The sequence below is a fragment of the Stenotrophomonas sp. STEN022 genome (assembly GCF_056760155.1).
On sequence record NZ_JBRREG010000104.1, the window covers coordinates 1 to 14,647 of the forward strand.

Below are 14,647 nucleotides of genomic sequence, written 5' to 3' on the forward strand. Positions count from 1 at the left end.
CCCGCCCCACCCCCGCACCCCCCCCCCCCCGCCCCCCCCCCCGCGCGCCGCCCGGCCTGCGGCGTCCCGCCCCCGCCCCCCCCCCCCCCCCCCCCCCCCCCCCCCCCCACTACAGTGGGATTGCTTGCAATGCATCTGCCGAGCATGGCTCGGCACTACGGGCCTACTCCTGGCTGGTGTTGAACGAAGCCAGGCGCGCTTCCAGTGCCGCATGCTGGGCGTCGCCACCGTGCAGGCGCATGAAGTTCTCCGCGCTGACCGGGCGGCCGAGCAGGTAGCCCTGCAGGTGATCGCAGCCCAGCCGTTCCACATAGGAGCGCTGACCCTGCGTCTCGATGCCCTCGGCGACGATCTCCATGTTCAGCGCGTGCCCAAGCGCGACGATGGCCGAGACGATCACCACGTCCTCGTCGCTCTCTTCCAACGCCAGCACGAAGGCGCGGTCGATCTTGATCTCGGTGGCGGGCAAACGTTTCAGGTGTAGCAGGCTGGACACGCCAATGCCGAAATCGTCAATCGATATGCCAACGCCGAGCGCGGCGACGCTGCGCAGCACCGCGATGGCGTTGTCGGTGTCACGCATCACCGCGCCTTCGCTGATCTCCAGAATCAGGCGCGAGGGCTCGAGATCGTTGCGTTCCAGCGCGCTGCGCACATCCTCGATCAGCTTCGGCGAGCCCAGCTGGCGCCCCGACAGGTTGACCGCCACGCGCCACTCGCTGTTGCCGGCATCCTGCCAGCAGCGCATCTGCCGACAGGCCTCATCCAGCACCCAGTTGCCGATCACGTCCATCAGGTCGCTCTGCTCGGTCAGCCGGATGATGCGCTCGGCCGGTACATAGCCGTGCTCGGGGTGGCGCCAGCGGATCAGCGCCTCGGCACCGCTGATGCGGCCGCTGTGGGCATGCACGCGCGGCTGGTAGTGCAGCGACAGTTGTGCGGTTCCCAGCGCCTTGCGCAGGTCTTCCAGCAGGCGCCGGTCCTGCTCGACGTTGTCGTTCATCCAGTCGGCGAACACCGCGTGCGTGTTGCGCCCGGATTGCCTGGCATAGGCCATGGCGGTCTCGGCCATGGCGATCAGCTGCGCGGCGGTGTTGCCGACCTGCGGGTGCTCGACGATACCCAGGCTGGCGGTGATGCGCAGTTCGCGCCCAGCAACGCGCACGGAATTGACCGCCATCATGATGCGGTCGGCCAGCGAGGCAAGTTCCTCGGCATGCCTGAGCTGGCTGGCAATGACGAACTGATCGCCACCAAGGCGGCCGACCAGGTCATCGGCTGGAAGCAACTGGCGCAGGCGTTCGCCGATGTCGACCAGTGCAGCATCGCCGGTCTGCGAGCCGAACGCGCCATTGATATGGCGAAAGCCATCCAGGTCGATGGACATCACCACGAAGGGTTGGCTGCCCTGCAACAGCTGTTCGATGCGCTCATGCGAGAGCTGGCGGTTGGGCAGGCGGGTCAGCGAGTCGTGCTGGCTGGCATGGAACAACTCCTTGCGGGCATCGTCCAGCGAGGCCGACAGCATGGAATTGCGTAGATGCAGCAAACGCGCCTGCATGCGCTGCTCGAACAGGGAAATGGTCAGTACCACGCCCATCACGCCAACGGTCAGCAGCACCACGCAGGCAGCCAGCCATTCGGTAGGAACGCCGCCGGTGGTGGCGGCCGTGCAGACGGAGTTGGCGGGGAAGCGTGCCGCCGCCATGCCGGTGTAGTGCATGCCGACGATGGCCAGGCCCATCACCGCGGCGGCGATCAATCGCGGCGGCAGGGCGTGTTCGACGGTGCGCAGGCGGAAGGCGATGTACAGCGCACTCCATGAGGCGCCAACCGCAATCACGATCGAAAGCACAAACCAGACCCGGTCATAGTCGATCTCCGGGTTCATCTTCAGTGCCGACATGCCGACGTAATGCATCCAGGCAATGCCCAGGCCCATCAGCAGCGCACCCAGTGCCAGTCGCAGGTGGGGAAGGGTTGGGCGCGAGACCAGCCACAAGGCAAATATCGAGGCGGCAACCGCGACCAGCAACGACTCAACGGTCAGCCACAGGTCGTAGCCCAATGGGATTGGCAGGCGGAAGGCCAGCATGCCGACAAAGTGCATCGACCAGATGCCCGCACCCATGGCGACGCCGCCGGCCAACAGCCAGCGGGCTGCGGCGCGGCGTGGTTGCGAGGCGGATACCCGTGAGGCCATGTCCAGCGCCGTGAACGAGGCGAGGATTGCCACCAGGATCGACAGCACGACAAACAACGGGTTGTAGCTGCCAACGAGCATCAAACCTCTCCCTAAGGTTGTCGCGCCGCGGTCGCGGAAGCGAGATGTCGTACCCGGTTCCGCATTCCCCTGCGGTCCGTGCTGTACCCCGGACTATCCACCGGTATAGGGGAACCGGCAAGAGGGCCTTCAGGCAATGTGAAATCCAAAAACGTGAGCTGTGTAGGGCGTCACATTGTCACTTGCCGTGCCGTATCAAAGGCGGTGTCGAACAGGCGCTGTACCGGCGGCCCCATTTCCCCGGCCAGCAAGGTAAGCAGTGCCAGGCCAAGCAGCAGGGCAACCGGCAGGCCCAACTGCATGGGATTGAGTGCCGGTGCTGCGCGGGAAAGGACGCCAAAGACCAGATTGATCGCCAGCATCGCCACCACCAACGGCAGCGCCAGTGACAGTGCACCACGGAAAATCTGCAGGGCCAGGGTCGGCGCCAGCGTGGCGACTGCATGCGGATCGGGCAGGGCGGTGCCGATGGGCAGTGCCTTGTAGCTGTCCACCAGCAACGAAATCAGCGCCAGATGGCCATTGCTGGCGAAGAACAGCAGGCCGAACATCAGGTAGAACCATTGCCCGATCACGCCGGAACTGCCGCCGCGCATCGGGTCGGCCATCTGTGCGAAGGCCAGACCGGTGCTCTGCGCGATCATTTCGCCGGCCATGGCGCCGGCTTCGAAGATCAGCCGTAGCAGGAAGCCAATACTGACCCCCACAGCTACTTCGCGCAGGATGCTGAGCACGGTCATCGAGTCAAAGCCGTTGAAGATCGGCACCGGCGGCAGGACCGGGGACAGTGCCACGGACAGTGCCACCGCCAACAGCGCCCGCACCCGCGCCGGTACCGCGCGGGTGCCGATCATCGGCATGGCCATCAGCATCGCGCCGATGCGCAGCATGATCCACAGGGTATTGCCGATGATGGCAAAGGCCTGCTGGCCGTCGATGACTGTCTGGGTGACGGAGTCCACTACGCTAGCCGATCAGGTGCGGAATGCGCTGGAACAGCATGACGGTGAACTCGACCAGGTGGCCTAGCAGCAGGCTGCCCAGCGCAAACAGCGCTGCGGTCAGGGCCGCGGCCTTGGCGACAAAGGCGATGGTGGGCTCGTTGATCTGGGTGGCGGCCTGGATCACGCCGACCACCACGCCGACGACCAGTACGACAAGCAACAGCGGACCGGCGACCCACAAGGTGGCAACCAGGCCGCCGCGGAGTTCGGTGAGGGCAAGTTCGGGACTCATGGCGGGGCAGATGCAAGAGCGGTGCCACAGCACTGGCGGCGGGTTTTTGGCGGGGCGGCGACGTGCTTTTGGAGGAGCGGCGTAAGCCGCGAAGCTGATGGTCTAGCAGATCGAATCCCTATCACCGGCCGAACAAGCCCAGCGTCGCGGCTTACACCGCTCCCACATTCTTTGCTGTTGGCTTGCTGCGGTAGTCCTCACCAACCGCCTGCAGGCCCGCGATCGCAAACCGATGCAGATGTGCCAGCAGCGGTTGTGATGGGCCTTGCACCACTGCTTGCAGCGGGCCGGGCACGCCACGGCCGATCACGATCAGCATCATGCAGGGCGCGGCGACACTCAGCAGGCAGCGGAATAGCGCCGGCTCGTCAGCTGGGATGCCAGAGATTTCGCTGAGGATCTGCGCCACCGCCATCATCTTCGGCGGAACCGCTTCTTCCATCAGCACCTGTAGATGCGAGGATGGCGCCAACAGTTCGCGGGCCAGCACACGTGGTGCCCAGGCCTCGGGCTGCTGGGCGCGCTGGACCAGGCCGGCCAGCAGTTCGTACAGGCGCTGCTCCGCGCTCAATGCGCTGCTGGCGATGCGTTGCAGGTCGTCAAGATCAAGCAGCTGCCGGTGGGCTTCCAGCAGCACGGCCTGGTACAGACCGTTGCGGCTGCCGAAGTGGTAGTTGATGGATGCCAGATCGGCAGCAGCCAGCTGGGCCACAGCCTTGCTGGTGGTTTCGGCAAAGCCCTGTTGCGAGAACAGCTGGCCGGCCGCCTCCAGCAGGCGGGCACGGGTGGCCTCGCCGTCGGTGCGTGGACCACGGGGGGTGGTTTTCTGTGTGCTCATTGCGTGGCAAGTTTAGCCTGCTTCATCGCCCTGACCGGAACTACTTTAAATTAAATTTAATTTGAACTAGGCTGTTCGGCAGGTCTAGTCCTGCTTGCGGAAGCGTCCTGATGAAGAAGCCCGTCCTTGTCGTGGTGGTCGCCGTCACGGTGTTGAGCGCGCTGCTGCTGTGGTGGTGCAGCAGCAGAGACAAGCCGGTAGGCGGTGCGCTGCAGTTGCAGGGCAATGTGGACATCCGCCAGGTGGCGCTTGCCTTCGATGGCAATGGCCGGGTGCAGGAGGTGCGGGTGGAGGAAGGCGACAAGGTCAAGGCCGGCGATGTGCTGGCCACGCTCGACACCCGCACCCTGCAACTGCAGGCAGATCAAGCCAAGGCACAGGTAGAGACGCAGCGGCAGACAGTGGCGCGGCTGCACAACGGCGCGCGGCCGCAGGAAGTCGTGCAGGCCAGGAGCCAGCTGGCTGCAGCGCAGGCCGATGCAGCGCGCGCAGCGCAGGACCTGCAGCGCCTGCAGGGCGTGGCCAGCGCGACGGACGGTCGTGGCGTAAGTGCGCAGGAGATGGACCGCGCGCGTAGCGTGGCGAAAGTGGCGGCAGCAACTGCCGAACTGCAGCAACAGGCACTGGCGCTGGTGCAGCAAGGCCCGCGCAAGGAAGACATCGCAGCAGCCGAGGCGCAATTGCAGGCGGCCGACGCCCAGCTCGCCTTGCTGCTGCACCAGATCGCGCAAGGCCAGCTGAAGGCGCCGGTGGCGGCAGTGGTGCGCTCGCGGCTGGTGGAAGTCGGCGACATGGCCGGTCCGCAACGCGCGGCGTTCGCGCTGGCGTTGACGCAGCCGAAGTGGGTACGGGTGTTTGCCAGCGAGACCGAGCTCGGTCGTATCCGCAGCGGGCAGCTTGCGCAGGTGACAAGCGATAGCCACCCCGACAAGCCAGTGACCGGCACGGTCGGCTTCATCTCCTCGGTGGCCGAATTCACCCCGAAGTCCGTACAGACCGAAGAGCTGCGCACCAGCCTGGTCTATGAAGTGCGCGTGGTAGTGGAGGATCCGCAGGATCAGCTGCGCATGGGCCAGCCGGTGAGCGTGCGCCTGCAGGAGACGGCGCGCTGATGGATGCGGCGACTGCCACGGTTGTCGCGGTCGACCTGCGCAAGTGTTTTCCGGCCGCCGGTGGCGGGCAGATGGAGGCGCTGGCCGGGGTTTCCCTGAGCGTGCGCAAGGGCGAGCTGACGGCACTGGTTGGGCCGGATGGTGCGGGCAAGACCACCTTTCTGCGCATGGTTGCCGGCTTGCTGCCCGCCGATTCTGGCCAGTTGCAGGTGCTGGGGCATGACGTGGCACGGCAGCCGCAGCAGGTGCAGGATCGCATCAGCTACATGCCGCAGCGCTTTGGCCTGTATGAAGACCTCAGCGTGCAGGAGAACCTGGATCTGTACGCGGATCTGCATGGTGTGCCTGCGGACGAACGCCATGCGCGCTTCGAACGCCTGTTGCAGATGACCGACCTGGCTGCATTCAGGCAACGCCCGGCCGGCAAGTTGTCAGGTGGCATGAAGCAGAAGCTGGGCCTGGCCTGCACCCTGGTGCGTTCACCGCAGCTGTTGTTGCTGGACGAGCCCAGTGTCGGCGTGGATCCACTGTCGCGGCGCGAACTGTGGAAGATCATCCAGCAACTGGTGCAGGAGGAGCAGCTCAGCGTGCTGGTCAGCACGGCCTACATGGACGAGGCTGAGCGCTGCGAGCAGATCTTCGTGCTGCATCAGGGGCGCCTGTTGGCGCAAGGCAAACCTGCCGCGCTGACCGGCGAGGCGCAGGGCCTGACCTGGGCGGTGGCCCCAGTGCCGCCGCTGCGGCCGCGTGACCTGCAGGCACAGCTGATCGACGATAGTCGCCACGTGCTGGATGCGGTGCCGCGTGCCGGTTCCGTACGTTTCATCCTGCAGCCTGGTGTGGCGCCGTCGGATATCGCTGCAGTGCTGCAAGGCGAGCAGCCGAGCCGGCGCCCGGCGGAGTTGGAAGACGCCTTCATGATGCTGCTGCGTGCGCAGGAGGCTCCAGCATCATTGCCGGCGGCCGAGGTCGCAGCAAGCAAGATCCCGCAGGATGATGCGCCGGTCATCGTGGTGCGCGATCTGGTGCGCCGCTTCGGTGATTTCACCGCCGTGGCCAGCACCAGTTTCGATGTGCATCGCGGCGAGATCTTTGGCCTGCTCGGCCCCAATGGTGCCGGCAAGACCACTACCTTCCGCATGCTCTGCGGTCTGTTGCCGGCCAGCAGTGGGCATCTGGAAGTGGCTGGTCTGAATCTGCGCACTGCCCGAGCCCAGGCCCGCGCACGCATCGGCTATGTCTCGCAGAAATTCGCGCTGTACGCCAATTTGAGTGTGCGTGAGAACCTGGAGTTCTTCGGTGGTGCCTATGGTCTGGGCGGCACGCAACTGCGCGGGCGTGTTGCCGATGCCATCAAACGCTTCGACCTGCAGGCGGATGCGCGCAGTGGCGACTTGCCTGCAGGCTACAAACAGCGACTGGCAATGGCGGTGGGCTTGCTGCATGCGCCGGAGATCCTGTTCCTGGATGAACCGACCAGCGGCATCGACCCACTGGCGCGGCGTGCTTTCTGGCGCACCATCACCGGGCTGGCGCAGCAGGGCGTGACCATCATCGTCACCACCCATTTCATGGAGGAAGCGGAATACTGCGATCGCATCGCCATCCAGGACGCAGGTGAACTGCTGGCCCTGGGAACGCCGCAGCAGGTGCGCGAGCAGGCCGGCGCTGACGGCATCGACATGAATGCCGCTTTCATTGGCATCGTCGAGCAGGGCCGCGCGCAGCGCAGTGCCGCTGCCGGTGACAGGGCTGCGTGATGTCCGGGTTCCTGTCCCGTCTATCGGCGCTGGTGCGCAAGGAGACCCGGCAGATGCTGCGTGAACGCAGCAGTCTTGCGGTGGGCCTGTTGTTGCCGGCGGCCCTGATCCTGCTGTTTGGTTACGGCTTGTCGTTCGATGTCAGCCACGCACCGGTTGCGGTGGTGCTGGACGAGCGCTCGCCGACCACACAGTCGCTGGTTGCCGGGCTGCAGGGCTCACCGTATCTGGCGCCGGTGCAGGTCGGCGACATGACTGCCGCGGTGGCCTTGATGCGGCAAGGCAAGGTTGGCGGCATCGTGCACGTGCCCGTGGATTTCAGCCGGCGCAGGGCTGAGGGCAATGCGCAGGTACAGCTGATCCTCAACGGCGTGGATGCCAACACCGCGCGTACGCTGGAAGGCTATGTGGGCGGTGCGCTGGCGACGCAGCTGCAAACCACGCTTGATAGGCAAGCCGGCAGCAGCGTGGGTGGTGGTGTCAGTGTTGTCCAGCGCATGTGGTTCAACGAGGCAAGCACCAGCACCTGGTATCTGGTGCCTGGCTTGATCGTTCTGGTGATGACCTTGATCGGTGCCTTCCTGACCTCGCTGCTGGTTGCGCGCGAATGGGAGCGTGGCACCTTGGAAGCCTTGTTCGTCACGCCGGTACGACCGACCGAAATGGTGCTGGCAAAGCTGCTGCCGTATCTCGGCATCGGCGCGATCAATCTGGCGATCTGCCTGCTGACTGCGCGCTTTCTGTTCGAGGTGCCGATGCGCGGCTCGGTGTTGGCGATCGTGGTCAGCTCGCTGCTCTACCTGACGGTGTCGCTGCTGCTGGGCCTGTTCATTTCGGCACTGACCCGCAACCAGTTCCAGGCCAGCCAGGTGGCACTGCTGACCAGTTTCATGCCGGCGATGATGCTGTCCGGCTTCGTATTCGACCTGCGCAACATGCCGGTCGCGGTGCAGGTCATCAGCCAGTTGCTGCCGGCCACGCATTTCATGGGGCTGATCAAGTCGCTGTTCCTGACTGGCGACAACTGGCCGTTGTTCCTGCAGAAGTCGGCCATCCTGTTGCTTTATGCGCTGTTGCTGTTTGCGGCCACCAGCTCCAAGCTGCGCAAGAGGCTGGTATAGGCATGGACGCTATCGCCATCTATTTCAGGCGTATTGCCTTCCTGTGCAGGAAGGAGCTGATCACCCTGCTGAAAGAGTCCTCCAGCCGCGCCATGCTGTTCATGCCGGCGCTGATGCAGGCGTTGTTGTTTGGCTACGGCGCGACCTTCGATCTGCGCCATGTGCCGTACGCGGTGCTCGACCTCAGCGGCGGCCAGGCGTCGACCGAGTTGCTTTCGCGGATGGATGGCGCGGGCATGTTCGAGCGCACGGCAACGTTGGCTTCATCGGCGCAGATTGCTGGCGTGATCGACGCCAATGAAGTGTTGCTGGTGATCAGCATTCCAGCTGATTTCGAGCAGCGACTGGCCGCTGGGCAGAGTGCACCGTTGCAGTTGATCATGGATGGCCGCAACTCCACCACCGCGGGTGCCGCTGCCGGCTACATCGGCTCCATCGTCGCCGACTTCAATCGGGAACAATCCAGTCGAGCGCAGTTGAACCAGACGGGTGCCGCCGGCGGGCAGACGGTGCAGCTGGTCACACGCAGCTGGTACAACCCCAACCTGGAGTCGCGCTGGCAGCTGATGCCAGCGTTGATCGCCGCGCTGAGCATGTTGCAGACCCTGTTGATCGCAGCCTTGTCGGTGGCGCGCGAACGTGAGCAGGGCACCTTCGATCAATTGCTGGTCACGCCGCTGACGCCGATGCAGATCCTGATCGGCAAGGCCTTGCCGTCGATTCTGGTGGGGCTGGTGCAGTCCACCATCATCCTGCTGATCATCCGTTTCTGGTTCCAGATCCCGATGGCCGGCTCGGTGGGCGTGCTGTACCTGGCGCTGGCAGTGTTCACCGTGGCCTCGGTAGGTATCGGCCTGTCGATCTCAGCGGTGGCCGCCAACATGCAGCAGGCGATGCTCTACACCTTTCTGTTGATCATGCCGTTGATGCTGTTGTCGGGCTTGATGACGCCGGTGGCCAACATGCCTAAGGTGCTGCAGGTGGCGACCTATGCCAATCCGCTGCGCTTTGGCATCGATCTGGTGCGACGGGTCTATCTGGAAGGGGCGGGCCTGCAGGAAGTGGGCTTCAACTTCATCCCCATGCTGGCGGTGGCGGCGATCACCTTGCCGTTGGCGGCGTGGTTGTTCCGCAATCGGCTTACCTAGGACGCGATCCATGTCTCCCCATTTGCGCTCACTGTTGAACGTGCCGCTGCTGCTGTCGCCGCTTGCTGCTGGCCTGATGCTTGGCGGCTGCGCGGTCGGGCCGGACTTCGTGCGTCCGGACACGGCGGCCCCTGCCGACTGGACGCAATGGCGGGGCGGTGACGCGTCACTAAATGCCGACGTCGGTATGCAGGCGCTGCAGCCGGAGTGGTGGACGCAGCTATCCGACCCGACCCTGGATGAACTGCAACAACGGGCCTTGCGGGCGAGCCCGGACCTGCGCACGGCTGCCTTGCACTTCGCCCAGGCGCGGGTGCAGCGGCGCACGGTTGCCGCGCAGCGCGGTGTCGATGTGAACGCATCTGCAGGCGTCAATCGCCAGCGCCAAAGCGAGAACGGTGCTGGCACGCGCATGCTCGACATCCTCAGCAGTGACAGTGACGCATTGAAACAGCTGCTGGCCGAGCCATTCAATCTGTACCAGGCCGGCTTCGATGCATCCTGGGAGCTGGACTTGTGGGGCAGGGTGCGGCGTTCAATCGAGGCCGCCGACGCCAGCGTGGCGCAACAGGCTGCTTTGTTGGATCTGGCCAGGTTGAGTGTCAGCAGCGAGGTGGCGCGCAGCTACGTGCAGTTGCGCGCCGCACAGCGCCAGATCGAACTGGCACACGAGGACATTGCCGCATTGGAAGAACGCCTGTCGCTGCTGCAGGCGCGGGTGGACGGCGGCTTGCAGGACCATCTGGATCTGGACCGTCAGCAGGCCGATCTGGCTGCGGTACGTGCGCGCTTGCCCGGCCTGCTGGCCGAGGAAGCCAGCAGTAGCAACCAACTCGCGCTATTGCTCGGCGAGCGCCCCGGTGCACTGCGCGCCCTGCTTGCAGCGCCTGTGGTCGCCGCCAGCGACGCGTTGCCGGATCTGTCGCTGGGCCTGCCATCGGAGGTGGCGCAGCGGCGCCCGGACATACGCGCCGCGCAGGCGCGCCTGCAACAGGCGACGGCCAGCGTCGGTGTTGCCCAGGCGGATCTGTATCCCAGCATCCGACTTGGTGCCAAGTTCGGCTACGAGTCGTATCTATCCGGTGAGTTCTCGGACTGGGGCAGCCGCACCTGGTCGATCGGCCCGGTGCTGAACCTGCCACTGTTCGATCACGGTCGGCGCAAGAGTGTGGTGCAACTGCGTGAGCTGGAACAGCAGGAAGCCGCTGTGGCCTACCAGAAGACCGTGCTGCAGGCCTGGCAGGAGATCGACAATGCCCTGAACGGCTACGCCGCTGCCAAACAGCAACGCGCGCAGCTGCGTGTGCGCGAGCAGGCCACGTTGGACGCTTACAGGATCGCGCAGGCTCGCCACGATGCTGGCCTGATCGATTTCCTGACGGTGCTGGATGCACGCAGAGGCTATCTGCAGACGCGGCGTGACCTGGTGGATGGCGAGGCACTGCTGCGTAGCCAGTTTGTCGCGGTCAACAAGGCTCTAGGAAACACGCAGCCGGCAGGTGGGTGAGTGGCGGAAGCGGTACTCACCCAATCGGGAACCCGCAGTCTGGCGCAGGTTTCCGGATGCGCCGATCAGCGTCGGCGTAACCAGAAGTAGATCGGCAGGCCCGCTACGATCAGTGCCACGCCCCATAACAGGGCCTCGCTGCCGATGCCGGCAATCGCATACAGGCTGAAGATCAACGCGCCAGCAGCGGCGATGCGCGAAGCAATACCGCTGCCCCGCCACAACCATGCGGCAGCACCGGCCAGGTAGGGCAGCAGGGTGGCGGCGGTGGACAGCAGCACCGAGAACTTGAACAGGTCCACCAGCGAGCGGTTGTAGTTGCAGATCACCAGCACGGTGGCCAGCAGGCAGCTGACGATGACGCCGAAGACCGGCGCACCGCGCTTGTTCTCGTGGGCAAAGGCGCGCGGCAGCACGCCATCGCGGGCAGCCGCCATCGGCAGCTGTGCTGCCAGCAGGGTCCAGCCGTTCAGTGCGCCGACGCAGGAGATGGCCATCACCACCGCCAGCAGCATCCCGGCGGTTGGCCCCCACAAGGCGGCGGCGGCATCGGCCATCGGCGCGCTGGAGCTGGCCAGCACATCAGCAGGCAGCAGGCCAAGGACGGTGGTGCAGGCAAGCACGGTAGCGATACCGGCGATGGCGGTGCCGGCGACGGTGGCACGGGCGACGGTGCGCGGTGCGTCGTCGACCGACTCGGCCGGGACCGTGGCGGCCTCCAGGCCGATCATCGCCCACAGGGTCAGCGCCACGGTGGCGGCGGCAACGCTGCCCAGCGATTCGCCGGAAGGATTGAACGGTACGTAGTGGCTGGTATCCACCAGCCACAGCGCGACCAGGCCGAACATCAGCAGTGGGACGACTTTCAATACAGTGGTTGCCAGCTGCAGGCGTCCGGCCTCGCGCACACCAATCAGGTTGACGCCAGCGCACAGCCAAAGCGCGATCAGGCCGCAGGCCGCAGCGCGCACCGGGGTGGCGGTCAGGGCAGGAAAGATGGCGCCAATGCTGCCGGCGAAGGCGACGGCGATGGCGGCAATCGCACACCACATTGAGATCCAGTAGCTCCAGGCGACCAGAAAGCCGGGCAGCTCGCCAAAGGCGTTGCGGGCGAACACGTAGGGGCCGCCAGTCTGGGGCCAGCGTTTTGCCAGCTGGGCAAAGGTGACCGCCAGCAGCAGCGCGCCGCACAGGGTGATGCTCCAACCGATCAGGGTTGCCGCGCCGTAGGGGGCGAGGGTGGCTGGCAACAAAAAGGTGCCCGAGCCGATCATGCTGCCCACAACCAGGGCGGTGGCGGACCAGAAGCCCAGCGGGCGACGCGAAGTAGTCATAAATACAGCAACGGCAAAGGCTCGCGCCGGAGTACGGATGCCCCGCGAGAGCGTGAGAAAAGGTGGCAGGCGCCCGTGGCGACCGCAGCAGGGTGGGGATTATGACGGTTTGCAGCCCGGACCGCGATGTGAAACCTGCCGGTAATGACCTTTGGCCCTTTCGACAGGGCACAGTAGCGCTGACGCTGGCAGCCTTGTTCCCTGTTCTGGACACCCCCGATGACCGTTCGACCGCTGGCGCTAGCCGTTTCGTTCTCCCTGGCCACCGTGCTGGCCGCCTGTTCACCGTCATCGCAGCCAGCAGCTGGTGACAGCACCGCGCAGGCGCCGCAGGCCGACAAGGCCGCGCAGCTGAACCAGCTCTATGCCGACTACTGGGAAGGCGTGCTCAAGCTGAACCCGCTGCAGGCCACCTTCCAGGGCGACAACCGTTACAACGACCAGCTGCCGGACTTCGGCTCGGCCGAGTTCCGCAAGCAGAGCCACGACTTCACCCAGGAATGGCTGGGCAAGGCCGAGAAGATCGGCGATGCCGGGCTGACCGGGCAGGACCTGCTCAGCTACCGCATCTTCGTTGAAGAGCAGAAGCAGTCGCTGGAAGGAGAGAAGTTCCCGACCTGGATGATGCCGGTGAATCAGATGGGCTCGACCGTCAGCTATGCGGTGATGCTGGGTTCGGGCCAGGTGGCGCAGCCGTTCAAGACGGTCAAGGATTACGACAACTGGTTGGCGCGTGCGGCGCGCATTCCGGTACTGCTGGAAACCGAGAACGCCAACATGCGGGAAGGCATCAAGGCCGGCGTGGTGCAGCCGCGCGTGTTGATGGAGAAAGTGGTGCCGCAGTTCGATGAAATCATCACTGCCAAGGCCGAGGACAGCCAGTTCTGGGGGCCAATCAAGTTGCTTCCGGCCGACTTCCCGCAGGCCGACAAGGATCGCCTGACCGAAGCCTTCCGCAGTGTGATCAACGACAAGCTGATGCCGGCGATCAAGCAGCAGCGTGACTTCATCGCCAACGAATACCTGCCGGCCACCCGCGACACGGTCGGCCTGGATTCCTTGCCGGACGGTAAGGCGTGGTACGCCTTCAACGCCAAGCAGAGCACCACCACCGCGCAGACCCCGGAGCAGATCCACGAGATCGGGCTGGCTGAAGTGGCGCGCATCCATGGTGAAATCCAGAAGGTGATGGCCGAAGTGGGCTTCAAGGGCTCGCTGCAGGAATTCTTTACCTTCATGCAGAAAGACAAGCAGTTCGAGTTCAAGTCCGAGCCGGAACTGCTGGAGCACTACCGCGGGCTGGAAGCCAAGATCAACGCGAACGTGCCCAAGCTGTTCTCGCTGACCCCGAAGGCCGGTTTCGAGATCCGCCCGATCGAGGCATTCCGTGCCAAGTCGGCCGCAGGCGGCGAGTACATGCAGCCCAGCGAAGACGGCAGCCGCCCGGGCATCTTCTACGTCAACACCTACGACTTGCCGACGCGCAAGACCTGGGACGCCGAAGACCTGTTCCTGCATGAAGCCATCCCGGGCCATCACTTCCAGCTGGCATTGCAGCAGGAACTGAAGGGCGTGCCTGCGTTCCGGCGCTTCGGTGGCGAAACCGCCTTCATCGAAGGCTGGGGCCTGTATGCCGAAAGCCTGGGCAAGGACCTGGGCGTCTACACGGACCCGTACAGCTACTTCGGCCGCCTGCAGGGCGAGCTGTGGCGCGCAGTGCGTCTGGTGGTGGACACCGGCCTGCACTCCAAGGGCTGGACTCGCCAGCAGGTGCTGGACTACATGTTCGCCAACTCCTCGGTGAGCGAGCCGGATGCGGTTGCCGAAGCCGAGCGTTACATCGCATGGCCGGGCCAGGCATTGGCGTACAAGACCGGTGAACTGAAGATCCAGGAGCTGCGCAAGCGCGCGCAGGACAAGCTGGGTGCCAAGTTCGACATCCGCGAGTTCCATGCCGAAGTGCTGAAGGACGGCTCGGTACCGCTGGACGTGCTCGACGAGAAGGTCAACGCCTGGATTGCCGAGAAGTCCAAGTAAGCGGCGCAGCCGCTTACGTGTAGTGCCGAGCCATGCTCGGCATGGGCTTCACCAGCACTCCAGCAACCCCAATGTAGTGCCGAGCCATGCTCGGCATCGGGCATTACTGCAAAGAGCCACCCCCTCCCCTTGGCCGTTGGTAAAAGGGAGGGAGCAGGAGCGTAGTGGCGGGGCCCTGGGGGGGCAGGGGGACCCCCGGAAAGAGCAGCCGAGCAAGGAGGCGGGCGGCCTGGGTTTTTTTTTGGGGGGGGCTGCACCGCGCCCCCGGGG

Annotated in this window: 11 protein-coding genes; 6 read left to right on the forward strand and 5 right to left on the reverse strand. The window is 65.0% G+C overall.

The annotated features are described in order from the left end of the window. Positions 1–163: 163 nt before the first annotated feature. The 4 genes from ACVOMF_RS17775 to ACVOMF_RS17790 all read right to left on the reverse strand — a co-directional run bounded on the left by ACVOMF_RS17775 (position 164) and on the right by ACVOMF_RS17790 (position 4,358). Entirely contained in the window at positions 164–2,284 is a 2,121-nt protein-coding gene (locus ACVOMF_RS17775) for a putative bifunctional diguanylate cyclase/phosphodiesterase (RefSeq protein WP_481510436.1), read from the reverse strand. A gap of 170 nt (positions 2,285–2,454) precedes the next feature. Further along, positions 2,455–3,246: a flagellar biosynthetic protein FliR gene (fliR, locus tag ACVOMF_RS17780; protein ID WP_481510437.1), complete on the reverse strand. Its 792-nt coding sequence runs from the start codon at positions 3,244–3,246 to the stop codon at positions 2,455–2,457. Between the two features lie 4 nt (positions 3,247–3,250). Continuing rightward, positions 3,251–3,520 carry a flagellar biosynthetic protein FliQ gene (locus ACVOMF_RS17785; protein WP_481510438.1) on the reverse strand — a complete coding sequence of 90 codons (270 nt, stop codon included), beginning with the start codon at positions 3,518–3,520 and terminating at the stop codon, positions 3,251–3,253. 151 nt (positions 3,521–3,671) lie between these two features. Continuing rightward, positions 3,672–4,358: a TetR/AcrR family transcriptional regulator gene (locus ACVOMF_RS17790; RefSeq protein WP_481510439.1), complete on the reverse strand. Its 687-nt coding sequence runs from the start codon at positions 4,356–4,358 to the stop codon at positions 3,672–3,674. Positions 4,359–4,468: 110 nt separating this feature from the next. Between ACVOMF_RS17790 and ACVOMF_RS17795 the strand changes: the two genes are divergently transcribed. The 5 genes from ACVOMF_RS17795 to ACVOMF_RS17815 are packed head-to-tail and all read left to right on the forward strand — an operon-like array spanning position 4,469 to position 11,006. After that, positions 4,469–5,470: an HlyD family secretion protein gene (locus tag ACVOMF_RS17795; RefSeq protein ID WP_481510440.1), complete on the forward strand. Its 1,002-nt coding sequence runs from the start codon at positions 4,469–4,471 to the stop codon at positions 5,468–5,470. Continuing rightward, a complete protein-coding gene (locus ACVOMF_RS17800) occupies positions 5,470–7,230 on the forward strand; it encodes an ATP-binding cassette domain-containing protein (RefSeq protein ID WP_481510441.1) in 1,761 nt (586 codons plus the stop codon). Before ACVOMF_RS17795 ends, ACVOMF_RS17800 begins: the two co-directional genes overlap by 1 nt. After that, the gene (locus ACVOMF_RS17805) at positions 7,230–8,351 is read left to right on the forward strand and encodes an ABC transporter permease (protein ID WP_481510442.1); all 1,122 of its coding nucleotides are present in this window, start codon (positions 7,230–7,232) and stop codon (positions 8,349–8,351) included. Before ACVOMF_RS17800 ends, ACVOMF_RS17805 begins: the two co-directional genes overlap by 1 nt. A gap of 2 nt (positions 8,352–8,353) precedes the next feature. Then, the gene (locus ACVOMF_RS17810; RefSeq protein ID WP_481510443.1) at positions 8,354–9,499 is read left to right on the forward strand and encodes an ABC transporter permease; all 1,146 of its coding nucleotides are present in this window, start codon (positions 8,354–8,356) and stop codon (positions 9,497–9,499) included. Between the two features lie 10 nt (positions 9,500–9,509). Further along, on the forward strand, positions 9,510–11,006 hold the full coding sequence (locus ACVOMF_RS17815; RefSeq protein ID WP_481510444.1) for an efflux transporter outer membrane subunit: 1,497 nt from the start codon (positions 9,510–9,512) through the stop codon (positions 11,004–11,006). 65 nt (positions 11,007–11,071) lie between these two features. Here ACVOMF_RS17815 and ACVOMF_RS17820 read toward each other — a convergent pair whose 3' ends face one another. Further along, positions 11,072–12,340, reverse strand: coding sequence for an amino acid permease (locus ACVOMF_RS17820; RefSeq protein WP_481510445.1), 1,269 nt, complete (start codon positions 12,338–12,340; stop codon positions 11,072–11,074). Between the two features lie 219 nt (positions 12,341–12,559). On the opposite strand from ACVOMF_RS17820, the gene ACVOMF_RS17825 reads away from it, so the two are divergent. Next, positions 12,560–14,377: a DUF885 domain-containing protein gene (locus ACVOMF_RS17825; RefSeq protein ID WP_481510446.1), complete on the forward strand. Its 1,818-nt coding sequence runs from the start codon at positions 12,560–12,562 to the stop codon at positions 14,375–14,377. Positions 14,378–14,647: the final 270 nt, after the last annotated feature.